General features: G+C 41.0%; 23 protein-coding genes. 16 read left to right on the forward strand and 7 right to left on the reverse strand.

Going from position 1 to position 25,179, the window contains the following annotated elements:
- Window positions 1-74 precede the first annotated feature (74 nt).
- Both C3Y93_RS02625 and C3Y93_RS14330 read right to left on the reverse strand, forming a co-directional pair.
- Window positions 75-962: a DMT family transporter gene (locus C3Y93_RS02625; RefSeq protein WP_104851976.1), complete on the reverse strand. Its 888-nt coding sequence runs from the start codon at window positions 960-962 to the stop codon at window positions 75-77.
- Window positions 963-1,149: 187 nt separating this feature from the next.
- Window positions 1,150-1,299: a hypothetical protein gene (locus C3Y93_RS14330; RefSeq protein ID WP_004973540.1), complete on the reverse strand. Its 150-nt coding sequence runs from the start codon at window positions 1,297-1,299 to the stop codon at window positions 1,150-1,152.
- 207 nt (window positions 1,300-1,506) lie between these two features.
- Between C3Y93_RS14330 and C3Y93_RS02630 the strand changes: the two genes are divergently transcribed.
- The gene (locus C3Y93_RS02630; protein ID WP_104851977.1) at window positions 1,507-2,931 is read left to right on the forward strand and encodes a PLP-dependent aminotransferase family protein; all 1,425 of its coding nucleotides are present in this window, start codon (window positions 1,507-1,509) and stop codon (window positions 2,929-2,931) included.
- Window positions 2,932-3,007: 76 nt separating this feature from the next.
- Here the strand turns inward: C3Y93_RS02630 and C3Y93_RS02635 are convergent, their stop codons facing one another.
- From C3Y93_RS02635 to C3Y93_RS02645, 3 genes are all read right to left on the reverse strand, one after another.
- A complete protein-coding gene (locus C3Y93_RS02635) occupies window positions 3,008-4,357 on the reverse strand; it encodes a DcaP family trimeric outer membrane transporter (RefSeq protein ID WP_104851978.1) in 1,350 nt (449 codons plus the stop codon).
- Window positions 4,358-4,465: 108 nt separating this feature from the next.
- A complete protein-coding gene (locus C3Y93_RS02640; RefSeq protein ID WP_104851979.1) occupies window positions 4,466-5,839 on the reverse strand; it encodes an MFS transporter in 1,374 nt (457 codons plus the stop codon).
- Between the two features lie 290 nt (window positions 5,840-6,129).
- The gene (locus tag C3Y93_RS02645) at window positions 6,130-7,044 is read right to left on the reverse strand and encodes a LysR family transcriptional regulator (RefSeq protein WP_104851980.1); all 915 of its coding nucleotides are present in this window, start codon (window positions 7,042-7,044) and stop codon (window positions 6,130-6,132) included.
- Between the two features lie 116 nt (window positions 7,045-7,160).
- Between C3Y93_RS02645 and C3Y93_RS02650 the strand changes: the two genes are divergently transcribed.
- The 12 genes from C3Y93_RS02650 to pcaD all read left to right on the forward strand — a co-directional run bounded on the left by C3Y93_RS02650 (window position 7,161) and on the right by pcaD (window position 18,394).
- Complete coding sequence (locus C3Y93_RS02650) at window positions 7,161-8,270, forward strand: muconate/chloromuconate family cycloisomerase (RefSeq protein ID WP_104851981.1); 1,110 nt, start codon at window positions 7,161-7,163, stop codon at window positions 8,268-8,270.
- Between the two features lie 13 nt (window positions 8,271-8,283).
- A complete protein-coding gene (gene catC / locus C3Y93_RS02655; protein WP_096901615.1) occupies window positions 8,284-8,574 on the forward strand; it encodes a muconolactone Delta-isomerase in 291 nt (96 codons plus the stop codon).
- Window positions 8,575-8,721: 147 nt separating this feature from the next.
- Complete coding sequence (gene catA / locus C3Y93_RS02660) at window positions 8,722-9,642, forward strand: catechol 1,2-dioxygenase (RefSeq protein WP_004973528.1); 921 nt, start codon at window positions 8,722-8,724, stop codon at window positions 9,640-9,642.
- Between the two features lie 73 nt (window positions 9,643-9,715).
- Complete coding sequence (benA, locus tag C3Y93_RS02665; protein WP_104851982.1) at window positions 9,716-11,104, forward strand: benzoate 1,2-dioxygenase large subunit; 1,389 nt, start codon at window positions 9,716-9,718, stop codon at window positions 11,102-11,104.
- Window positions 11,101-11,592: a benzoate 1,2-dioxygenase small subunit gene (gene benB / locus C3Y93_RS02670; RefSeq protein WP_104851983.1), complete on the forward strand. Its 492-nt coding sequence runs from the start codon at window positions 11,101-11,103 to the stop codon at window positions 11,590-11,592. Before benA ends, benB begins: the two co-directional genes overlap by 4 nt.
- Window positions 11,593-11,687: 95 nt before the next feature.
- Window positions 11,688-12,704: a benzoate 1,2-dioxygenase electron transfer component BenC gene (gene benC, locus C3Y93_RS02675; protein WP_019837573.1), complete on the forward strand. Its 1,017-nt coding sequence runs from the start codon at window positions 11,688-11,690 to the stop codon at window positions 12,702-12,704.
- A 38-nt stretch (window positions 12,705-12,742) separates the two neighbouring features.
- Window positions 12,743-13,528, forward strand: a complete 786-nt coding sequence (gene benD, locus C3Y93_RS02680) for a benzoate diol dehydrogenase BenD (RefSeq protein WP_104851984.1) — start codon at window positions 12,743-12,745, stop codon at window positions 13,526-13,528.
- Between the two features lie 59 nt (window positions 13,529-13,587).
- Window positions 13,588-14,808, forward strand: a complete 1,221-nt coding sequence (gene benE, locus C3Y93_RS02685) for a benzoate/H(+) symporter BenE (protein ID WP_104851985.1) — start codon at window positions 13,588-13,590, stop codon at window positions 14,806-14,808.
- 27 nt (window positions 14,809-14,835) lie between these two features.
- The gene (locus C3Y93_RS02690) at window positions 14,836-15,522 is read left to right on the forward strand and encodes a 3-oxoacid CoA-transferase subunit A (RefSeq protein ID WP_104851986.1); all 687 of its coding nucleotides are present in this window, start codon (window positions 14,836-14,838) and stop codon (window positions 15,520-15,522) included.
- 22 nt (window positions 15,523-15,544) lie between these two features.
- Window positions 15,545-16,198 carry a 3-oxoacid CoA-transferase subunit B gene (locus C3Y93_RS02695; protein ID WP_104851987.1) on the forward strand — a complete coding sequence of 218 codons (654 nt, stop codon included), beginning with the start codon at window positions 15,545-15,547 and terminating at the stop codon, window positions 16,196-16,198.
- Window positions 16,199-16,337: 139 nt separating this feature from the next.
- Entirely contained in the window at window positions 16,338-17,543 is a 1,206-nt protein-coding gene (gene pcaF, locus C3Y93_RS02700) for a 3-oxoadipyl-CoA thiolase (protein ID WP_070155120.1), read from the forward strand.
- A 71-nt stretch (window positions 17,544-17,614) separates the two neighbouring features.
- A complete protein-coding gene (pcaD, locus tag C3Y93_RS02705) occupies window positions 17,615-18,394 on the forward strand; it encodes a 3-oxoadipate enol-lactonase (protein ID WP_096901607.1) in 780 nt (259 codons plus the stop codon).
- Between the two features lie 106 nt (window positions 18,395-18,500).
- Here the strand turns inward: pcaD and C3Y93_RS02710 are convergent, their stop codons facing one another.
- Window positions 18,501-19,670, reverse strand: coding sequence for a thiolase family protein (locus tag C3Y93_RS02710; RefSeq protein WP_096901606.1), 1,170 nt, complete (start codon window positions 19,668-19,670; stop codon window positions 18,501-18,503).
- 438 nt (window positions 19,671-20,108) lie between these two features.
- Between C3Y93_RS02710 and C3Y93_RS02715 the strand changes: the two genes are divergently transcribed.
- Window positions 20,109-20,717 carry a TetR/AcrR family transcriptional regulator gene (locus C3Y93_RS02715; protein WP_004973506.1) on the forward strand — a complete coding sequence of 203 codons (609 nt, stop codon included), beginning with the start codon at window positions 20,109-20,111 and terminating at the stop codon, window positions 20,715-20,717.
- Window positions 20,718-20,897: 180 nt separating this feature from the next.
- Here the strand turns inward: C3Y93_RS02715 and cysK are convergent, their stop codons facing one another.
- Window positions 20,898-21,896: a cysteine synthase A gene (cysK, locus tag C3Y93_RS02720; protein ID WP_004973505.1), complete on the reverse strand. Its 999-nt coding sequence runs from the start codon at window positions 21,894-21,896 to the stop codon at window positions 20,898-20,900.
- A 242-nt stretch (window positions 21,897-22,138) separates the two neighbouring features.
- On the opposite strand from cysK, the gene plsB reads away from it, so the two are divergent.
- Window positions 22,139-24,643 (forward strand): glycerol-3-phosphate 1-O-acyltransferase PlsB, encoded by a 2,505-nt coding sequence (plsB, locus tag C3Y93_RS02725; RefSeq protein ID WP_104851988.1) that lies wholly within the window; start codon window positions 22,139-22,141, stop codon window positions 24,641-24,643.
- A gap of 191 nt (window positions 24,644-24,834) precedes the next feature.
- Window positions 24,835-25,146 (forward strand): ArsR/SmtB family transcription factor, encoded by a 312-nt coding sequence (locus tag C3Y93_RS02730; RefSeq protein WP_004973501.1) that lies wholly within the window; start codon window positions 24,835-24,837, stop codon window positions 25,144-25,146.
- Window positions 25,147-25,179: the final 33 nt, after the last annotated feature.

Below are 25,179 nucleotides of genomic sequence, written 5' to 3' on the forward strand. Positions count from 1 at the left end.
TATTTCTGAGATCCTTAAATCAAATGCAAAGGATATAACATGAATTTGAAATTACATAGCTTTGAAATATAACTCTACGCCCAAATCACCAACATTGCCGCAAGCACGACCAATCCCAATCCCCAATGATCGGTACGAGCAAGTTTTTCTTTAAAGAAATAGGCTGAAATTAGTAAGCTGAATAATATTTCAATTTGTCCGAGTGTTTTCACAATCGCTACAGTTTGCATACTCATGGCACTAAACCAACCTAGTGATGCTAAAAAACTGCAGACACTCACTTTAAAAGTTAATCCCACCCGCTGCCACAAGGCATACAAGGTATGTCGTCTAAACATACCTAAATACGCCAATAAAATACAGCATTGAAAACCAATGACCCAAACCAAAACCCATGCAGCGCGGTGAATAAACGGTAAGAAATCGAGTTCTAAACTGGCCTCTCGTACTAAAAGTGAGGTAACAGCAAAACTGAGTCCACTTCCGATACCAATGGCTAAAGTCGTGAATGAAAAATCACTACGTTGGCTGCCTTTACTCAACAGAAATACCGCAATCCCACCAATCGCAACACCTAACCAAGCCAATGCGCTTAAATGTTCTTGTAGGAAAATCACGCCTACAATTGCGGCTAAAACTGCTTCACTTTTGGCAAGCCCGACACCTACTGCGTAATTTTTTTGTTGAAACAGTTTTACCATTAAAGCCGTGGCTAAAATCTGACACACTGCTGCAATAATGATATACAGCCAAAACACCGAACTAAAATGTAGTTTGGCTTGAACAGGCTGCTGCCATTGTAAAATGCTTAAATACGCCAATGCAAAAGGCAAGGCAAAAATAAAACGTGCCAAAGTCACGCCATAAACATCTACACTTGTGCTGAGTTGTTTTTGAAAGGCATTGCGCCATGCCTGCATAAATGCAGCCATTAAGGTAAAGAGCACCCAACTCGAAATCATTGCAACCACAAATACTTTACTGATAAAGTTATAATTTACGCCTATTCCGTTATTTTTGCGATCTTTATTGCTTTTGAGTTATGCGCTTACGATCTCTTTTATAAACAAAAAAAACATTCATTAAAATTCAAATGAATGTTTTTCATATCTTGAAGCGATTATAGGTGTGCTGTTATTCAAAAACTGTTTAGAACTTATCTAAATTCACCACAACAGCCACGCCGATACAAAATAAAGCTACATACACGGTAAACCAAATAATCATGTGCTTAAATGCTTTGTCTGAAATACTGCTATCGGCATATTTCTGTGGTTTGCGTGAGTTATCTTCTTGCATATCGACTCCAATCTAGCCAGATTATGGGGATATACAGATTATGTAAAATTCTAAAGCATTGCTGTAGATACAAAATATTCATTAAAAACTATAACAGTTGATTTTAGATACATGCCAATCTGTTATAAAAACAGAAATTATTTAATGTTTTAAACCTAAAAATAGATCAAAATAAGTAACAGCTGCAAAAAATGCTTGAGTCATACCATGTATAAATCTGAACAATTGGCGTTGAACATTCGGCAACTCATTGAAAATGGTGCATGGAAAGCACATAGCAAGTTACCTTCGTTAAGAGAACAATCACAAATCAGTGGTTATAGCTTAATGACCGTGCTAAACGCTTATCAAGAACTTGAAGCTCAGGGATTGGTTTACGCTAAACAAAAGTCGGGGTTTTATGTCGCAGAACGTCTCAATCAAACTGAACGACCTGTACCAAGCAGTTTGAGTTTAAATGCACATATTCAAATGAACTCTTTGGTCTTTGGCTATTTAAAATCAATTCAGTCTGCAGATGTCAGTCCTTTAGGCTCTGCCTTTCCCAATGCAGAATTACTGTTTAACCCAAAGTTAATGCAAATTTTAGCGCAGCACGCCAAGCGAAAAAGCAGTTATTTTAGCCACGACCACATGCCACCGGGCAATTATGAATTAAGAACCATAATTGCAAATCGCTACTGTTTACAAGGCATACCCACCCATGCAAATGACATTGTCATTACATCTGGCGCATTAGATGCGCTCAATTTGTCATTACAAGCTTTGACCAAACCTGGAGATTTTATTCTATTACAAGAAACTATTTTTTATGGTGCATGGCAAGCGGCTGAACGTCTTGGTTTACAGGTGATTACCATTCCAGAACACCCTGTTTCAGGTTTCGATTTAGACTCATTTGAACAAGCCTTAAAACAATACCCAATTAAAGTCTGCTGGTTGATGTTGAATATTCATAACCCTATTGGCTTTAGTGTCAGAGATGAAATTAAGCAACGTATTGCGAGTTTGCTTGAAGAATATCAAGTGTATTTAATTGAAGATGATGTCTATCAAGAATTGTATTACGGTACGCAAAAACCACTGCCCATGAAGTATTTTGACCGACAACAACGCGTACTGCATTGCGCTTCTTTTTCTAAAACTTTGGGTTCTGCTGTGCGGGTCGGTTGGGTTTATGCAGGTCAATTTTCCAATGCTATTCAGCACTTGCAACTCATGAGCACGGTTTCTGCAAGTCCCTTACTGCAAAATACTTTGGTGGATTTTCTTTCGCATCATCATTATGAAAAACATTTGCGTCAATTACGCAAACAATTGGAAAAACATAAAAAAGTGTTTTATCAGCAATTGAAACAGCGCTTAAACCCAGCTTGTAAAATTCACTACTATTCTAGTGGTTACTTTTTATGGATTGAACTGCCTGCATATATAGATGGCTATACGATTTATCAGCAATTGATTCAAAATAAGATTGGCATTGCGCCAAGTCAGTTGTTCCGTTCTGAACAGGTCAGCCAGAACTTTATTCGTTTAAACTGTTCTTTTGCTTGGAACAGTGATATTGCTGCTGCATTGGATGTTTTGTCTGCGGTAATACAGCAACACATCACCCAATATACTCATGCCTAAAATTACAGAGCCGATCACCCGACAATAAAAAAGAGCTGAGTTTTGGCTCAGCTCTTTTGTGATTTACAGGGCTATTTTAAAAATTATAAATTGCGACTGCATTGATTCGGTTATCTTCACCTGTTTTACTACCATTAACAGCTTCTAAAGCAGTACGTTCACCATAGACATACTCTAGACCAAAGCTTAATGGTTTACGCGGGCTATAGAAAATATTTGCCCATCCTTGCCATAATTCTTTGTTAGCACGAGTCGCATCAGATTGCGTTGAATCTTTTGGAAAAGAGTTTTTCAAAATATTAGTATAACTTTGATTTTCATCAAAACTCATATAACCATAGCCAAGTGTGCCGTGTATTTTATCGCTGAATTTTTGAGTTATACCCACCATAATTGAATCAAATTCACTTTGAATAAGATCACCATTTGCTTGAGCAACTACGCCTCTGTTTGTAAATGACACAAAGCTGCTATCACCTTTAACATGGTAATAATCTGCTTTAAGGGTTGTGCCAGGGACAACTTCATATTTTACACCTACGCCCACACCCCATGCCATTTCGTCTTCAGAATTGACACGTTTTTCATGGCCCATCGCACGTACGCTGACATTTAAATTATCTGCAAATTGATGATTTAAACGCGCAGTTAATGCAGGTAAACGCTGGTTGATTGAACTGTCTTTAGGGTCTTCAGCTGCAACCACCAAATTGGTTTGTGGGCTAAACTTTGTAGTATGACGTACCTGAGGTGTACGTTTCACCGCACCACCAACATACGCTAAAGCATCAATGGTTTCTGGCATATAGTCTGGAATCGCAAAGTTTGACCAAGTTTGACCAATTAACCAGTTGCCATAATTTAAGTAAGCATGACGAATACGTAAATTATCAAAATTTGAACCGCCCAAGAAATCGACTTCAATTTTACCTTTTAGGTCTCGATCGCCCACTGGGCTTATAAAATCCAAACCTAAACGTGTAGCAGAAAGCGTTGATCTTAAACGATCACTACTTTCATTATTGCCTTCTAACGCCACTGCATTAATGTGGTTATATGGCAAATCTCGGCTACTGCCCTCAACCTGATAAGACGCATCTAAACGCACATTACCATATAAGTTGAACTCAGCACCTTTGGCTGTTTTCAGAATTGGACTCGGGCTTGCTGAACTGCGTTGTACATTGGCAATTGCACTTGCTGTTTGCGCATTTTGTACTTTTTGCTGTTCTATCAGACCACGTAAAGCTTGAACTTCCTGTCTTAGTTGCTCAATTTCCGTTTGCTGTTGGGTCTGCGCCTGAGCTGCAACACTCATACCACCCATACTCAATGCAATCATGCTCATCATGAGCGTGCGCTGCATTGTTGGTCGAACCGTTGTAGATTGAAAATTAAAAGATTGGGTTAATGTTTTCGCGTTCATCCTAAACTCGCTTGTTATTGTGCCATCAAATTCTAGCAACAGATCACCATCGCTTACGATGGCGATCTATATCATTGATGACGAAAGATTAATTGAAAGGTATAGAAATTATTGGGTTGCTTTTTGTGCAATTGGATTGCTTTCTACCGCAGGCTCTGTAAGGGCTTTCGCATCTACTGAAGCTTTTAAATTCACCATGAAGATCGCTAAAGCAGCAATTACACCTGGAATCGCAATAGCAAAGAAGTTCATTTGGTGCGGTAAATTCATGGTCAATAATGCGCCAGTTAAGACAGGTCCAACGATCGCGCCGATACGACCAATACCTGATGCCCAGCCCATACCTGTAGAACGTACAGTAGATGGGTAATATTGTGCGACGAAAGTATAAAGTAAGATTTGTGAACCAATGGTTGCTGCCCCAGCAACTGCAATTAAGGTGTACAACACAATTTGTGGACTGTTAAAGCCAAGCAGAATTAATGCTGCTGCACCACAGATAAACATAATGGTGAGTACTTTTTTGATATGGAAGCGGTCAGCCAATGCACCACCACCAATTGCGCCAATCATGCCACCAATATTCAGTGCGAATAGGAAGATCATACTTGCACCCAATGAATAACCCGCTTGGATCATTAATTTTGGTAACCAGCTGCCCAAAGCATAAACCATTAACAAGCACATGAAGAATGCGATCCAGAACATGAACGTACTGAACATACGGCCTTGCTGGAACAATGCTTTTACAGGTGCTTCATCGCCTTTAGTCACTTCATTCAGTACAAACTCAGTGTCACCATTTAATTGTTGGCTTGGTGAAATTTTTTGCACAATACTACGGGTTTGCTCAATTTCTTTCTTGTTGGTCAAATACATGAGTGACTCAGGCAAGAATTTCCAAATTAATGGTAAAGCCACCAATGGAATAATTGCGATGTAAAACATGATTTTCCAACCAAACTCTGGCACTAACCATGCACCCAACAATGCTGAAGTCATACCGCCAATGGCATAACCACTAAACATCAGCGCAACCAAAGTACTACGAATACGCTTTGGCGCATATTCTGTCATAAGGGCCACAACGTTTGGCATTACACCGCCAATACCAAGCCCAGCAAGGAAACGTAAAATACCAAATTCAACTGGATTACTTGCAAACGCACCTAAGAATGTAAAGCCACTGAAAATAGCCACACAGATCATGATGGTCTTTTTACGACCTAACTTGTCCGATAAGGTACCGAAGGTCATGGCACCAAACATCATGCCAAACAATGCCGTACTGGCCAGTAAACCTGCTTGTACTGCACTGAGCGCCCACTCTTGCATAAGTAATGGTAATGCAACCCCATAAATGACCAAGTCGTAACCGTCAAAAATAATGATCATCAAACACCAAAACAATACGCCCCAATGGAATGGCGTGAACTTGGCCTCGTCAATCAAGGTATTAATATTAATTTTATTGCTTTGCATCTTGCTTCACCTCCTAATTGTGAAGTCCGTTACTCCAACTCAGATGCACACAATGAATAATAAGTTAAAATTTGTCCAAAACTGAATAGGCATGGATACATACCTAAAAAGTCTATAGTTTTGTAAGATATTGATTTTAAAATAGATAAAAATAACAAGGCGAAAAAAAATACTGTAATGTGATGCTTAAAAAAGTTTTTTCAGGCAATTCACATAACAGTATTTTGTTAAAAATATCTGTGCTTTTATATAAAAAATATAGTTATAAATATTTGTTTTATATGGCTTTACTAGAATACATTGCGATCATAAGTAACTGCTTCCAAATCATAAACTTGATAAATGCAGTCAAACAAAGATCGAATGTCTTCACTTTCATCCATATTACGAATTGCCATAAACACAGGACTTACAGCCGAGTCATCTAATAAAGGTATAAAGTGCAAATGTGCCAAATGAATATTTTGTGCGCTTTCTGGCACGATACACAAGCCCTCACCTGCAGCAACAAAACCCAACGCCAATTGTAATTCACGCACTTCACGAATTTTGCGAGGTTCTAAACCATACTCAGAAAACACGCCACGAATTTGGGTAGAGAAGTTTGGCTTGTTGTGATTTGGATATAAAAATAGTTGTTGATCAACAACATCCGCCAAATATACACCTTCTTTTTGTGCCGCAAATGGGTGGCTCGAATGTACTGCAACCATCAAGCGTTCTTCACGTAATAAGATACGTTTAACTGCAGGATCAGAAATTCTTAAGCGTCCAAATCCAACATCTATGCGCCCTTCTTTAAGTGCCTGAATTTGGTCATTGGTGGTCATTTCCACCATTTCTATTTTTAAATGCGGATGCTGCTGCTTAAACAAATACACAATTCTTGACAATAATCCGAACAATAAAGAACCAACGAAGCCAATAGTCACAGTACGACCAGCAATACCGACACGTTTTGTCATCGACTTGATTTCTTCCGCATTAGACAAAAGTTTAACGGCATGTTGGTAAAAGAATTGGCCTGCTTCGGTGGTCTTAAGCGGTCTACTTCCACGCTCAAATAGTTGAATTCCAAGCTCTTGTTCTAAATTTTGGATCTGTCTGCTCAAAGGTGGTTGAGCAATAAAGAGTTTTTCTGCTGCCTTGGTGAAACTTTGCTCTTCTACAACAGCAACAAAATAACGTAAATGTCTGAGTTCCATAGCTCAAAATACCTTTTAAGTATAAAAAAATGCATATTTGATCTTCGACCAATGCAATTTATTCTTTTAAGGTATATCACATAACTGTAATAAAGCAATGATATGAAGGGCAAACCATGTATAAGTCAGTAGAAACTTTGCTGGTGGAAATACCAACCATCCGTCCACACAAGATGGCGGTTGCAACCATGCAAACCCAAACCCTTGTATTAGTCAAAATCACCACTGAAGATGGTTTTGTTGGCTGGGGCGAAGCGACCACAATTGGTGGCTTGGGCTATGGTGAAGAAAGCCCAGAAAGTGTGAAAACCAATATTGAAACATATTTCGCACCATTGCTAAAAACTTTAGCTGGCTTGAACGTTGCGCAAACTTTACAGGTCATTAAAAAGAATATCAATGGTAACCGTTTTGCGAAATGTGCCATTCAAACTGCTTTATTAGATATTCAAGCGCAGCGCTTAAACCAACCTTTAAGTGAAATTTTAGGTGGTCGCCTACGCAACTCGGTTCCTGTGTTATGGGTACTTGCATCTGGCGATACAGAAAAAGACATCGCTGAAGCACAAAAAATGATTGCGGCTAAACGCCACAACACATTCAAGCTCAAAATCGGTTCACGCCCAGTAGAACAAGATGTAGAACACGTATTGGCAATCAAACAAGCATTGGGTAAAGACGTTTCTATTCGTGTAGACGTAAACCGTGCTTGGTCAGAACTTGAAGCCATTAAAGGTATCCAACTTCTACAAGATGGTGGTGTAGACCTGATTGAACAGCCATGTGCAATTGACAACATTGATGCCATGGAGCGTTTAACTCGCAAATTTGATATTGCCATCATGGCAGACGAATCATTGATGGGCCCACAAAGTGCTTATCAATTGGCAAAACGTAATGCTGCATCTGTATTTGCAGTCAAAGTTGCTCAATCTGCTGGCCTAATCGAAGGTTGTGAAGTTGCAACTATCGCACAGTTGGCAGGTATCGACCTATATGGCGGCACAATGCTTGAAGGCCCTGTCGGCACGATTGCATCTGCGCATGTGTTCTCGACCTTCCAAAATTTAGCGTATGGCACAGAATTATTTGGTCCGTTATTGCTGACCGAAGAAATTTTAAAAACTCCACTTCAGTACCAAGACTTTGAATTACACCTTCCAACAGGTGCGGGTTTAGGCATTGAGTTGGATGAAGACAAAATTGACAACTTGCGTCGTCAGTAATTAGGAGAAACCCATGCTTTTCCACGTACGTATGGATGTAAACATCCCATTGGATATGCCAGCAGAAACTGCTAACGAAATTAAAGCCGTTGAAAAAGCATATTCACAGGAATTACAGCGTCAAGGTAAATGGCGTCATATTTGGCGTATTACTGGCCAGTATTCAAACATCAGTATTTTTGATGTTGAGAGCAATGAAGAACTTCACAACATTTTGCAAGGTCTTCCGCTCTACCCTTACATGAATATTGAAGTGATGGCATTGAACCGCCACCCTTCATCAATTCGTGAAGATGACACCTGATTTAATTCGGAAACTGGAGTAAGCACCTTACTCCAGCACCAAAGTAAACATTTAGCAAACCAAGTAAACAAGGAAAGTGGCAGCCAATTATCTCGTTTTTAGTCCAGAGATATTCGCCACCAAAGCACACCTCCAAGGAGAATGAAAATGAATCGCCAAGAAATTGATGCATTAGTTAAGCAAATGAACGTTGATACAGCGACAGGCCCTGTAGATGAACGTGTACAACAAGTTGTTGTGCGTTTATTGGGTGACCTTTTCCAAGCGATCGAAGATCTTGATATTTCTCAGTCAGAACTGTGGAAAGGTCTGGAATACTTTACTGATGCCGGTCAAGCGAACGAATTAGGTTTATTGGCTGCAGGTTTGGGTCTGGAACACTACCTAGACTTACGTGCTGATGAAGCGGATGCTAAAGCAGGCATTACTGGCGGTACGCCACGTACGATTGAAGGTCCACTTTATGTCTCTGGCGCACCTGAAACAGTAAGCTTTGCGCGTATGGACGATGGTTCTGAAGAAGGCAAAATCCCGACGCTGATCATTGAAGGTACAGTGACTGATACTGACGGCAACCGTGTTGAAGGTGCTAAAGTTGAAATCTGGCATGCCAACAGCCTGGGCAACTACTCATTCTTTGACAAGTCACAGTCTGACTTTAACCTGCGTCGCAGCATCATTACCGCTGCCGATGGTCAATATACTGCATTGACGACAATGCCAGTGGGTTATGGCTGCCCTCCAGAAGGTACAACTCAGTTTGTACTGGACAAGCTAGGCCGTCACGGTAACCGTCCATCGCACGTACATTACTTCGTATCTGCACCAGGTTACCGCAAGCTGACTACTCAATTCAATATTGAAGGCGACCAATACCTGTGGGATGACTTTGCATTCGCGACTCGTGAAGGTCTGGTGGCAACTGCGGTTGACGTGACTGATGAAGCTGAAATTGCAAAACGTGGTCTGAAAGGTCCTTTCAAACACATCCAGTTCAACATTGTTCTTCAGAAAGATCAAGCTGGCGTTCCTTCTACTGAAGTTGAACGTCGCCGCGCAAGCGCATAATTTGAAATGGAATCGGGATGTGGTCGTTGCCCCATCCCGATGACTGCCCTCCTTGGAAAGTCGGAGAAAGGACATGCCTCGTATTCCTGTTATCAATACTAGCCACTTAGACCGTATTGACGAATTATTGGTTGATGATTTTGAATCTGGTGAATTTAAATTACACCGTTCAGTATTCACAGACCAAGCCCTGTTTGACCTAGAAATGAAATACATTTTTGAAGGCAACTGGGTTTATTTGGCACATGAAAGCCAAATTCCAAACAACAATGACTACTACACCACTTACATTGGTCGTCAGCCAATCATCATTGCGCGTAACCGCAATGGCGAATTGAATGCCATGATCAACTCGTGTTCACACCGTGGTGCACAATTATGTCGTTACAAGCGTGGTAACAAAGCAACTTATACTTGCCCATTCCACGGTTGGACTTTCAACAACTCTGGTAAGTTGTTAAAAGTAAAAGACCCAGCAGATGCAGGTTATTCAGATTGCTTTAACAAAGACGGTTCACACGACTTGAAAAAAGTTGCCCGCTTTGAAAGCTATAAAGGTTTCTTGTTTGGTAGCTTAAACCCAGATGTTCCTTCTTTAGAAGAATACCTAGGCGAAGCGACTAAAATCATTGACATGATTGTGGGTCAATCTCAACAAGGTCTTGAAGTTTTACGTGGTTCTTCGACTTACACCTATGAAGGTAACTGGAAGTTAACTGCTGAAAACGGTGCCGATGGTTACCACGTGTCTGCAGTACACTGGAACTACGCTGCAACAACTCAGCAACGTAAAGAAAAAGAAGCTGGCGATAACATCCGTGCAATGAGCGCAGGTTCATGGGGCAAACAAGGCGGTGGTTCTTACGGCTTTGAAAATGGTCACATGCTCCTTTGGACTCAATGGGCTAACCCAGAAGACCGTCCTAACTTTGCCAAGAAAGATGAATACACCGAGCAATTCGGTGAAGCAATGGCGAAATGGATGATCGAGCGTTCACGTAACTTGTGTATCTATCCAAACGTGTACTTCATGGATCAGTTCGGTTCACAAATTCGTGTGTTACGTCCTCTTTCTGTCGATAAGACTGAAGTGACGATTTACTGTATCGCACCTGTAGGTGAAGAGCCAGAAGCACGCGCACGCCGTATTCGTCAGTACGAAGACTTCTTTAACGCATCAGGTATGGCTACACCAGACGATCTTGAAGAATTCCGTGCATGTCAAGTTGGCTACGCAGGTATCGCACTTGAGTGGAACGATATGTGCCGTGGTTCTAAGCATTGGATCCAAGGTCCAGACGATGCTGCAAACGAAATCGGTTTAAAACCAAAACTTTCAGGTATTAAAACTGAAGACGAAGGTTTATACCTTGCACAGCACCAACATTGGTTAGATCTAATCAAAAAAGGTATTGCGACTGAAAAAGAAATTGCTGCATCTACTGAAGGAGAAAACGCATGAGCGCGATTACTTTAGAAAATATTGCTCAATTCCTTTATCAAGAAGCTCGCTTTTTAGATGATGAGCAATGGGATGAGTGGTTACAGTGCTACGCTCCTACTGCTTCTTTCTGGATGCCAGCTTGGGATGACGATGACCGTTTAACTCAAGATCCACAGTCTGAAATCTCTTTGATTTACTATCCAGACCGTCAAGGTTTAGAAGACCGTGTGTTCCGTATCAAAACTGAGCGTTCATCTGCAACCATGCCAGATACACGCACAAGCCACAACATCAGCAACATTGAAATTGTTGAACGTGATGGCAATAAAGTGACTGTACGTTTTAACTGGAACACTTTAAGTTTCCGTTACAAAACTAACTACAGCTACTTTGGTATGTCACGCTATGAAATCGATTTTTCTGGCGACAAACCGCAAATTTTAAGCAAGTACGTGGTGCTGAAAAACGATTACATCAACCAAGTAATCGATATCTACCACCTCTAAGACTGTATTCATTTACAGCAAGGTAAAAACCTTTCAGCCAGATGGAATCTTGGCTGAAAGGTCTAGTTTCAAAGATTTATATAGGATATTCAGCCATGTCAAACCACAATGTTGCACTTCAATTTGAAGATGGCGTTACACGTTTTATTTCTGTTACAGATGGTGAAACACTGTCAGACGCAGCTTACCGTCAAAAGATCAATATTCCTTTGGACTGCCGTGACGGTGCATGTGGAACGTGCCGTGCGTTTTGTGAATCAGGTTCGTATGACATGCCTGAAGAAACTTATATTGAAGATGCATTGACACCAGAAGAAGCTGAACAAGGCTATATTCTTGCATGCCAATGTAAACCAACTTCAGACGCAGTATTCCAAATTCAAGCCACTTCTGATGTATGTAAAACTGAAATTCATGCATTTGAAGGTACATTAGCACGTGTTGAAAACTTATCTGACTCGACGATTACCTTTGATATTCAGTTAGATGAAGGTCAACCAGACATTCACTTCCTTGCAGGTCAATATGTGAATGTGGGTATTCCTGGTACAACAGAAACCCGTTCATATTCTTTCAGCTCTAAGCCTGGTAACCGCTTAACTGGTTTTGTAGTACGTAACGTACCAAACGGCAAAATGAGCGAATTCTTAAGCCAAAATGCCAAAGCTGGCGACAAAATGACCTTTACGGGTCCATTTGGTAGCTTCTACTTACGTAATGTAGCACGCCCTGTAGTGATGTTAGCAGGTGGTACAGGTATCGCACCATTTATGTCTATGCTGCAAGTACTTGAAGAAAAAGGTTCTGAGCACCCTGTACGTTTAGTTTTTGGTGTGACCAATGACTTTGACTTGGTTGCAATTGAAAAATTAAACGAACTACAAGAAAAATTCTCTTGGTTCGAATATCGCACTGTAGTCGCTAACCCAGAATCTGCACATGAGCGTAAGGGTTATGTTACAGGTCATATCGAAAACGAATGGCTTAACGGTGGTGATGTAGACATCTACCTATGTGGTCCAGTGCCAATGGTAGAAGCGGTACGTGGCTGGTTAGATGCAGAAGGTGTTAAACCTGCAAGCTTCCTATTTGAAAAATTCTCTGCCAACTAAGTTTGTTATACAGTCTAGAAACATAGTCGGAGAATACAATGAATCGCACAAAAAGATTTGAAAACAAAGTTGTAATCGTGACTGGTGCCGCTCAAGGCATTGGTCGCGGTGTGGCTTTACAAGTGGCAAGTGAAGGTGCCCAAGTGGTTATGGCAGACCTTTCTCCCTATGTAGAAGAAGTGTTGGCTGAAATTGAAGAGCTTGGTGGCGATGCTGTTACTGTAAAAGCCAATCTTGAAACTTTTGCAGGCGCAGAATCTGTTGTTGCAAAAGCACTCGATACCTATGGCCGTGTCGATGTACTCATCAACAACGTCGGTGGTGCAATTTGGATGAAACCTTTCCAAGAATTTTCTGAAGAAGAAATTATCAAGGAAGTGAATCGTTCATTGTTCCCTACTATGTGGTGCTGCCGCGCAGTATTGCCTGAAATGGTGAAAAACCAGAAAGGTACCATTGTAAACGTATCTTCAATTGCAACACGTGGTATTAACCGCGTGCCATATTCGGCGTCTAAAGGTGGTGTAAACGGTTTAACCGCTTCCCTCGCCTTTGAACATGCCAAAGATGGTATTCGTGTGAATGCTATTGCAACTGGCGGTACAGAAGCGCCACCACGTAAAGTGCCACGTAATGCCAACCCACTTTCAGAATCTGAAAAAGAGTGGATGCAACAAGTGGTCGATCAAACCATTGATCGTACCTTCTTGGGTCGCTATGGCACCATTCAGGAACAAGTGAATGCGATTCTGTTCCTTGCTTCTGATGAGTCATCGTACATGACAGGTACCGTTGTACCTGTAGGTGGTGGTGATCAGGGCTAAGCCAAGATCATGACCAACTTCAACAGGATCATTGCTTGACGCAAGGAGGCAAATCGTCAATGAGTCACCTGTTCCAAACTTTAAAAAATGACTGGTCAATTTCAGCCACTGTTGCAGGATTCTTAGCAGTGCTGATCTCCTATTCAGGGCCATTGATCATCTTTTTCCAAGCGGCACAGCAAGCCCAAGTTTCCCCAGACATGATGATTTCATGGATTTGGGGAATTTCTATTGGTGCTGCTGTCGCAGGTATCTTTTTGTCCATTAAATACAAAGTGCCTGTGGTCACCGCTTGGTCTGCACCCGGTACCGCATTGCTGGTCACACTGTTTCCCGATATTACCCTAAATGAAGCAGTTGCAGCCTACATCACCTCTGCTGTGGTGATTTTTTTGATTGGAATCACAGGTTATTTTGACAAACTCCTGTCTTGGATTCCGCAAGAAGTCGCAGCAGGCATGATGGCAGGTATTTTGGTTCAATTTGGCTTAGGCTTATTTACTGCAACCGATACCCTGCCATACATTGTATTTGGGATGCTAGCGGTATTTTTATTGGCAAAGCGTTTTAGTCCACGTTATGCCATGATTTGGGTGCTTGCTGCAGGCATTATACTCAGCTTAATGCTCGGTAAAATTAACCCTGTCACCACCAATTTTAGTTTGGCAATTCCACAGTTTATTGTTCCTGAATGGACGTGGAATTCAACCTTAAACTTGGCATTACCTTTAATTTTAGTCAGCTTGTCTGGACAGTTTTTACCGGGCATGGCAATTATTAAAATTAGCGGTTATGACATGCCTGCTAAGCCTATTATTAGTGCGACCAGTATCGCTTCTCTTGCCGTTGCATGTGTAGGAGGAATTACCATTGTACTTGCCTCTATTACTGCAGCATTATGCTTAGGTAAAGATGCGCACGAACTGAAAGAAAAGCGATATATTGCAGGTGTTGCAAACGGTATTTTCTATATTTTAGGTGGGTTATTTGCGGGTAGCATCGTCATGCTATTTAGCCTATTGCCCAAAGAACTGATTGCAGCGTTGGCTGGACTTGCACTTTTAGGTGCAATTGCCACCAATATTTCAGTTGCAATGAGTAAAGAATCACAGCGTGATGCAGCCCTCATCACCTTTTTAGCAACTGCCTCTGGCATGCAGTTTTTAGGGCTAAGTTCTGTATTTTGGGGCATCTGTATTGGTTTGATCGCACATTGGGTATTAACCAAACGCGACAACTCAGCAGCACCCCTACCTTCAACTCAAAGTTCCAAAAGTTAATGGACAGGCAATTGTCTAGGACACATTATGATTGATAAAAGTCAAACTTCTTTAACAGAAGTCCTTTCGCAAATTAAAGATGGTTCAACCATCATGATTGGTGGTTTTGGTACCGCAGGTCAGCCAGCGGAACTCATTGATGGTTTGATTGAACTTGGCATCAAAGATTTAATTATTGTAAACAACAACGCAGGTAATGGTGACTACGGTTTAGCGAAACTGCTAAAAGCTGGCGCGGTACGTAAAATTATCTGTTCATTCCCACGTCAGTCTGACTCTTGGGTATTTGATGAACTTTACCGCGCAGGCAAAATCGAGCTTGAACTGGTGCCGCAAGGTAACTTGGCATGCCGTATTCAGGCTGCAGGTATGGGTCTAGGTCCAATCTATACCCCTACAGGTTTTGGTACTTTACTTGCAGAAGGCAAACCAACCTTAAATTATGAAGGTAAAGACTACGTACTAGAAAACCCAATCCGCGCAGACTTTGCTTTAATTAAAGCACAGCAAGGCGACCGTTGGGGTAACTTGGTGTACCGTAAATCTGCACGTAACTTTGGCCCAATCATGGCGATGGCTGCCGATGTGACAATTGCACAGGTTTCTGAAGTGGTTGAGTTAGGCGCGTTAGATCCTGAACACATCATCACTCCGGGTATTTTCGTTCAGCACGTTGTTGCCGTTGGCGCAAAACAACCTGAACAATCTGCATAACTGTCACGTGAAGGAGAACATCATGAGCTATACCAAATTAACACGTGATCAAATCGCTGAACGTGTGGCACAAGACATTCCAGACGGTGCTTATGTCAACCTCGGCATTGGCTTACCAACTAAAATTTCAAACTACCTGCCTTCAGACAAAGACGTATTCTTACACTCTGAAAACGGTTTATTGGCTTTCGGTCCACCACCTCCTGCAGGTGAAGAAGACCCTGAGTTAATCAACGCAGGTAAAGAATTCGTGACCATGCTAACAGGCGGCTCATTCTTCCATCATGGTGACTCTTTTGCCATGATGCGTGGCGGTCACTTAGACATCGCAGTATTGGGTGCATTCCAAGTGGCTGAAAATGGCGACTTGGCAAACTGGCACACAGGTGCGCCAGATGCGATTCCTGCTGTTGGTGGCGCAATGGACTTAGCCGTTGGTGCGAAAAAAGTCTTTATCACAACCGATCACGTCACCAAAAAAGGTGAACCAAAAATCGTGGCTGAATTGACTTACCCAGCAACTGGCTTGAAATGTGTAGACCGCATTTACACTGACTTATGTGTGATTGACGTAACTCCTGAAGGCATGAAAGTTCTTGAAAAAGTTGAAGGCTTGAGCTTTGAAGAATTACAGTCATTGACTGGTGCAAAGCTGATTGATGCGACTCAGGCTTAATCGTCTTTAAATATAATTTTTAATCCCCCCTAAATCCCCCTTTTTCAAAGGGGGACTTCCATCAAGTAATTTTAGGTGGGAATCTCCTCCCTTTTTTAAAGGGAGGTTGGGAGAGATTAAGATATTTGGAAAATAAAATATGAAAAACGCATATATCGTCGATGCCATCCGTACCCCATTTGGTCGTTATGCAGGTGGTTTAGCTCCAGTCCGTGCTGATGACTTAGGCGCATTACCGATCAAAGCACTTATGCAACGCAATCCATCTGTAAACTGGGAACAAGTTGATGACGTGATTTACGGCTGTGCCAACCAAGCAGGTGAAGACAACCGTAACGTGGGTCGTATGTCTGCACTTTTAGCAGGTTTACCGTACCAAGTGCCAGCAACCACTGTAAACCGTTTATGTGGTTCATCGCTAGACGCAATTGCAATGGCCGCACGTGCAATTAAAGCAGGTGAAGCAAACCTGATTATTGCAGGTGGTGTTGAATCAATGAGCCGCGCTCCATTTGTGATGGGTAAATCAGAATCTGCTTATGGTCGTAGTCAAAAAATTGAAGACACCACAATGGGCTGGCGTTTCATTAACCCGAAACTCAAAGAAATGTACGGCGTAGAAACTATGCCGCAAACTGCTGAAAATGTAGCGGAACAGTTCAATATTAACCGTGCCGATCAAGACTTGTTTGCTCTAACCAGCCAACAACGTACTGCTGCTGCACAAGCACGCGGTTTCTTTGACAAAGAAATTATTGCAGTGGAAATTCCACAACGTAAAGGCGAGCCTGTCGTTGTTGCTGCAGACGAACATCCACGTGCATCAACCACAGCAGAAGCATTGGCAAAATTAAAGCCAGTGGTAAAAGCAGACGGTACTGTGACTGCAGGTAACGCGTCAGGTATTAACGATGGTGCGGCTGCCCTACTGATTGCTTCTGAAGAAGCGGTTGCACAACACGGCTTAAAACCACGTGCCAAAATCATTGCTTCAACTGTTGTTGGTGTTGAACCACGTATTATGGGCTTTGGTCCTGCGCCTGCAATCAAAAAATTGTTGGCACAAACAGGTTTGACCATTGAACAAATGGACGTGATTGAACTGAACGAAGCCTTTGCTGCACAAGCATTAGCATGTACTCGTGACTTAGGCATTGAAGATGGTTCAGAGAAAGTCAATCCAAACGGTGGTGCAATTGCTTTAGGTCACCCACTTGGTGCATCTGGTGCGCGTTTAGTCACTACAGCACTGAACCAACTTGAACAAACTGGCGGTAAATACGGTTTATGTTCAATGTGTATTGGTGTTGGTCAAGGTATTGCTTTGATTATTGAACGTGTTTAATCCTCATTAAAAGTTCCCCTTTCATAAAGGGGGATTTAGGGGGATTTATAAGATTAAGGATTTAAAAAAAAATGCCAACTTTTACCTCAAATGATGCGCAAATCAATTACCAAACTTTTGGTGATGCTACAAAACCTGCACTGATTTTTTCAAACTCGCTGGGTACAAACTTCAAAATGTGGCAAGCACAGATTGATTTTTTCCAGCAAGACTTTTTTGTAATTTGCTACGACACACGTGGTCACGGTGCATCATCAGCTCCGCAAGGTCCATATAGCATTGATCAATTGGGTCAAGATGTTGTAAATCTACTCGATCACTTAAATGTTGAAAAAGCGGCTTTCTGTGGTATTTCTATGGGCGGTTTAACAGGTCAATGGTTAGCGATTCATCGCCCTGAACGTTTTAATCAGGTGGTGGTGTGTAATACTGCGGCAAAAATTGGTCAAGAACAGGCTTGGAATGACCGTGCCGCATTGGTACGCGAACAAGGTTTACAACCGATTGCTTCGACTGCAGCATCACGCTGGTTTACTGAACCCTTTATCCAAAGCAACGCGACAGTGGTCAACAATCTTCAAAACGACTTGGCAGCTGGCAGCGCCGAAGGTTATGCGAGCTGTTGCGAAGCTTTGGCTAAAGCGGATGTACGTGAACAACTTAAAGACATCACTGTGCCTGTTTTAGTGGTTGCAGGTCAGCAAGACCCTGTGACAACAGTTGTCGATGGTCAATTTATGGTTGAACGTATTGCCAATAGCCAATTGTTTGAAATCAATGCATCGCACATTTCTAACGTAGAATTGCCAAATGAATTTAACCAAGCAGTGAAGCAGTTTATCCAAGCATAAAACTTCATTGTTATTGTTAATAAGTTAAAAGTTAAAAGTTAAAAAAATAGAGTTCTTTCGAGAACTCTATTTTTTATAGATGAATCTGCAGTTAGACGAGCTGGACTTAAACTAACTCCACCGCAATCGCTGTGGCTTCACCACCGCCAATACATAAAGATGCCACGCCTTTTTTCGCGCCTATACGTTGCAATGCATGAATGAGCGTCACAATAATACGTGAACCTGAAGAACCTAGAGGATGCCCCAAAGCACATGCACCACCCTGAATATTCACTTTGGCAGGGTCTAAATCAAAAGCATCTATCGCAAGCATGGTTACCATGGCAAAGGCTTCATTAATTTCCCACAAATCTACATCGGCAACCGACCACCCTGCTTTATCTAGCACTTTTTGAATCGCCCCTACAGGAGCAAGAGTAAACTCAGAAGGATGTTGTGAATGTGTCGCGTATGCCACAACTTTTGCAAGCGGTTTTAAGCCACGCTCTGCCGCAACCACATCTGATGTAATCACTAGAGCAGATGCGCCATCTGAAATAGAGCTGGCATTGGCGGCTGTAATCGTGCCATCTTTTTTAAATGCGGGACGCAAACTGCTAATTTTATCGACTTTGGCATTTAACGGTTGTTCATCCTGATCGACAATCACATCACCTTTACGTGAATGAACAGTGACAGGCACGATTTCATTTTTAAAATAACCGTTTTGAATGGCTTCTACCGCGCGGTTTAAAGAGCGAATTGCGTATTCATCCTGCTGCTCACGGGTATAGTTTTTCTTGTCTGCCATGTCTTGCGCCAGCACGCCCATCGACAAGCCTGTTTCAGCATCTTCTAAACCTTCCTGAAACATGTGGTCTGTGACTTTGCCGTGTCCCATACGGAAACCTGCACGTGCTTTATCTAGCAAATACGGCGCATTCGACATAGATTCCATACCGCCAGCGACCACAATCTGCGCTGAACCTGCCTGAATAGCATCGGCTGCCTGCATAACAGCTTTCATGCCAGAGCCACAAATTTTATTGATGGTGGTTGCACCTGTACTATCGGGTAAACCCGCTTGACGCATCGCCTGACGTGCAGGGCCTTGCTTCAAACCTGCAGGCAATACACAACCAAAAATTACTTCATCAATGTCAGTCCCACTTAAACCTGCACGTGCAACTGCGTGTTGAATTGCAACCGCGCCTAAATCGGGTGCTGTACAACTTGCCAGTGAACCTTGAAAGCCGCCCATTGCGGTACGTACAGCATCTACAATTACAATCATTTTTAGTCCCTTATTACCGTCTTTTTAAAGTGATTACCGTAAAAGCCATGCTTTTTAAAATTACAAATAACATCCCTGTGAGTTAGCAAGTAATTCACGTTAAATGTAAATCAAAAGATGAGCATTGCAATCTCGCAAAGTGCTGAATTGCTATGCTTGATTGATCTTAGACTTTTAGGCCTTGCTTATGAAAAATAGAATAAAAGTTTTAGAAATCCAATTTTATTTCACTAAAATGACCTGTTTGGTTCAGTTTTATTGACAACCGATTTGGCTTATGGATTGTGCTATTTTTCACATGATATTTTTTAAATTCATTGGTTCACTGATGAACATACGTTAAAACTTACCTTTTCAAGACCTTGGTGCTATTTTCAAGTTGCTCAAACTGCACTAGACTCCAACATGCTTAATTGGTTGTAATTGGAATATTGATTGATGACGACTCTACGCCAAGAAAATTTCCGACGTCGTAAAGAGAAAATTTTGGCAATGGCTGAGGTTTTATTACTGGAAAATCATAATGATATTACATTAAGTGAGTTGGCTGCAGAGTTAGATATTGCCAAAGGCACAATTTATAAATATTTCAAAAGTAAAAATCAGCTCTATTTAGAGTTAATTATTTTAAATGAACAGCGTTTATTGGATATTTCCAAACAGTATCACCATAACTTTCAAACTTATGTTTCGCAGTACATGCTGTATAACATGCTTAATTCCAACCGTACGATTTTGCTGCACTCAATTGAAGAACGCTTAACCAATAATGAACGTAAACTAAATGAATTGTTTGAACAGTTATACGATATTCGTGAGCAGCGTATTTTAGAAATTAAGGACATCACCCAAGCCTATTTAGAGTCCTTTAACAGCGCGATGTCGATCCGTGATTATCTGTCTTATATTTGGACAGTAACTTATGGTGCGTCGTTATTACTCAATTCTACCCATTATCAAAAAGCTATTGGGTCACGTGAACGCTTAATCAAGCTATATATTAATCAAGCACTGATGACGCCAGATAAAGTATCTGCGATTGTTTGATTTTTACATAGTTAGCTTCGTTGGATTCATTGCTGATCCCGCTAAATATTAGCGTCTAAGTAGAAAGAAATTTGCTTTTCAGAACGTATTAACTCACCTCATAAATTTATTCTCTAAATAAAAAATCCCAAAGTTCAAACTTTGGGATTTTTCAAATTCTTTTGACTGTCTAAAGACACATCATTCTGCACTAATATCTTCAAATAATACTGAAGATAAATAACGCTCACCACTGTCAGGTAAAATCACCACAATATTTTTACCTGCATTTTCAGGACGTGCCGCCAATTTTGCAGCAGCAGCCATTGCTGCACCACTTGAAATACCGACTAAAATACCTTCTTGGGTTGCTGTTTTACGCGCCCAGTCAATTGCTTCAGCACTTTCAATCGCAATCACTTCATCCACCAAATCTAAATCTAGGTTTTTTGGAATAAAGTTAGCGCCAATCCCCTGAATTTTATGTGGTGCAGGCGTAATGGCTTCACCACGCTTGGCCTGAGCGATAATTGGAGATTCAGCAGGCTCGACTGCAACAGTATGCAATGCCTGACCTTTTACCTTTTTGAAATAACGCGAAATACCAGAAATCGTACCGCCTGTACCTACACCTGCAACAAGAATATCGACCTTGCCGCCTGTTGCTGCCCAAATTTCTGGGCCTGTGGTTTCTTCATGAATTTGCGGATTGGCAGGGTTATTAAACTGCTGCGGCAAATAATAAGTTTCAGGATGTTCGGTTGCCAAACGCTCTGCTTCATCCACCGCGCCTTTCATACCTTTTGCAGGCTCAGTCAGCACCAAATTTGCACCCAACGCTTTCAACACCTTACGGCGCTCAATACTCATGCTTGCAGGCATCGTTAGTGTAATCTCATAACCTTTTGCTGCAGCTACAAATGCCAAAGCGATTCCTGTATTACCGCTGGTCGGTTCTACAATATGCATACCTGCTTTTAACACGCCACGTTTTTCAGCATCGGCAATTAAAGCAGCACCAATACGGCATTTCACAGAAAATGCAGGGTTACGGCTTTCCACTTTGGCTAAAACCGTTGCATCGCCAGAAATTAAACGGTTAATGCGTACCAATGGCGTGTTACCAATCGCTTCTGCATTATTGCTATATACGGCAATCCCTAAATTTGCTGGTGTTGAAAAAGCTGCATCTGTGGTCATGATTATTCCCTAAGTTATATCTATATAAACAAAATTTAAATTATCATACCTTTTTATAAAATTTTTGCCGATGTTTCACGAAAATTGTTTTATACAAAAATATGATTAGCTTTCAACAAAATGCGAATTAGAATAAAGAGATGACGACCTCAGTTTAATTGTCGATTTTCTCGGCACTTGGGTTTGAAATTCGCTATTTATTTTTTGACAATAGCAACACATAACAAAATGTAGGGAATGCAATGTCTAATAAACGTTACAGTCAGCTTTATCGTAATTTCACTAAAAAAATCTTAGATAAGATTGTGACGCCACAAGTATTAGGCACGACTGCAGAATTAGAACATCGTGTTGCACAAAGCTCTGAAAAAACACAATTTTGTTATGTGCTGCAAGATGCCTCTCTCAGCAATACCGTATTGATTGATCAGCAGACGCAATCTCGTGGTTTACCTTCTGTGTATGCGCCTTTAAACATTGCCGAGCATCAGGAAGACGATTCCATTTTGGTCTTGCGTGAGAAAAACCCACAGCACAGTGCTTATCACTACTCTGCTAAATTGATTCGACTCATTGAAACCTTAGAGCAACATCCTGAACATGATGTGTTGTTAGTTCCCGTAACTGTACTTTGGGGACGTTCACCCGAATACGAAGACTCTTGGTTTAAAGCATTATTTGCCGATGCATGGTCTACGCCAAACAAGCTTAAACAAACCATTAATATTTCGCTCTATTCACGTGATAACTACATCGAGTTTCATAAAGCAATTTCCTTACGTCAGCTTATTGAACAAGCCACACAACAACAACCACACTTATCGCCTGCGCACTTTATTGAGCAACATCTGGAACACAATTTTAATCAACACAAAGAAGCGATTTTAGGCCCAGACTTATCTGACCGCCGTAATTTGATTCATGCGTTGATGAAAAGTGACGCAGTACAACAAGCTATTCGTAAAGAAAGTATCGAACAAAAAGTCAGTATGTTTGAAGCAGAAAACCGTGCTAAAAGCTATTTAACTGAAATTGTATCGGACTTTTCTTATTCGACTTTGCGTTTTGCTGAACTGGCACTGACCAAGCTTTGGACACAGCTCTATGATGGCATTGAAGTGCATCACTTTGACACGGTACGCGAACTCGCCAAAGACTATGAAATCGTCTATACCCCTTGTCATCGTAGCCACATCGACTATTTGTTGCTGTCTTATGTGATTTTTAATCGTGGCTTGATGGTGCCGCATATTGCAGCAGGTATTAATTTAAATTTACCAATTGTGGGTCAATTAATGCGTGGTGCAGGTGCGTATTTTATTCGCCGTACTTTCAGCGGCAATGAATTATACACCTCGGTATTTAAAGAATATTTACACAGTTTATTGTCACGCAACACCCCACTCGAATACTTCATTGAAGGTGGACGCTCACGTACAGGTTTATTGTTACCGCCGAAAAAAGGCATGTTGTCGATGACCATTCAAAGCCATTTACGCGGAGCAACCAAACCAATTGCATTTATTCCAACGTATTTTGGTTATGAAAAACTGATTGAAGGCACATCTTATTTAAATGAATTAAACGGCAAACCGAAAGAAGCCGAATCTTTATTGGGTATTTTAAACTCTGCCCGTAAAATTGAAAAAGTCTTTGGTCAGGTCTATGTCAACTTTGGCGAACCTGTATTTTTAGATGATGTTTTAACTGCCAACCAAGCACGCGATGTAAAACTGAACATAAATGATGAACTACCGACCTCTGTGATTCACACGGTAGATCATACTGCGCATGCAATCTTGGAAAATATCAATAAAGCGGTGGTGATTAACCCAATCGCCCTCATCTCTCTGATTTTATTAAATGCCGATCAGCATGCATTGAAACAAGATGAGCTGCTCGCCCGAATTGAACAATATCGACGTTTGCTCAAACAATTGTGCTACGACCCACGTATGATTATTACGGGTTTAAATCCACAAGAAATTATTGAATATGCGCTAAAACTTAAACAAGTTGAGCGTTATAACCAAGATGGTGTAGAACAGATTCGAGTCGCAGAAAGCCAAAAAATCTTATTGAGCTATTTTAGCAATAATATTTTGCACTGCTTTATTTTGCCTGCGTGTGTAGCATTAATTGTGCAGCAGTTTAATGAACAAAATTTAGCATTATCATGCGCAGATTTAATGCAAAAACTGCAGGCGATTTATCCATATTTGAAGCAAGAGTTTTTCTTGGCATGGACGGCGCAAGAACTTTCTCAAGAAATCGAAAAAATTGTGGCGTACTTTATTCAGCAAAATTGGGTTACAGAAGCAAATCTGCAATTACAGCCGAACCCAGCTACACAGCATGAACTCTATGCCTTAGCTGAACTGGCAAAACCAAGTTTAAATAATTTCGTATTGATTCAAGGGCTTTTGCAGCGTTATAGCGCACACATCCCTTTAAATCTGAAAGTTTTGGAAAAAATGACCAAAACCGTATTACAACGCGCTGCAGATTCTGCACAATTTAAGTCTGCATATTATTTTGATAGTGCCACCTTAAAAAGTTTTATCAGCAGTTTAGATCAGCAAGCCTTGTTGCAACACAATGCTACGCAGATAAGCCTAGATGATACTTTTAGTGCAAAAATGTCGGAATACTTTGCTTGGTATAACCCAGAAATTCACGAATTGTTAGCTGCATCGAGTGAATTTAGTGAGAAAGAATTAAAAAGTTTTGAACAAGTGAAAAAATAGGTTTTATTGTAACTCAGCCACTTTTTTATCAATTTTTTGATTAGAATATCAGCCCATTATTTATGATTGGCTGATATCTTTTCTTAAATGATACTTGTTCTCATATATAAATAATGATTTATGTTATATAATTTATCTTCCACTCCCGCCTAATATATATTGGGTTAGCTGTAAATTAAGAGAATAAAGCAATGAACGATGGTCTTGAAATCACATCAATGCGTGAATCTGCGGATACCGTTGTTGGAATTTTAAAATCTTTGGCGAATAGTGACCGTCTTTTAATTCTTTGTCATTTATCTCAACAAGAATTAAACGTATCGCAAATTGAAGAAATAACTCAAATTCATCAGCCTACTTTATCGCAACAATTAATGATGCTGCGTAAAAGTGATGTGGTGAATACCCGCCGTGATGGCAAGCAAATTTTTTATTCAATTAAAGATGAAAAAATGGTGCAGGTACTTAATACCCTCTATGCACTTTATTGCCCGCAGGTCTAAATGATAATGCCTGTATTATCAGGCATCACCATA

Source organism: Acinetobacter sp. SWBY1 (assembly GCF_002946595.1).
In the GTDB taxonomy this organism is placed as follows: domain Bacteria; phylum Pseudomonadota; class Gammaproteobacteria; order Pseudomonadales; family Moraxellaceae; genus Acinetobacter; species Acinetobacter towneri.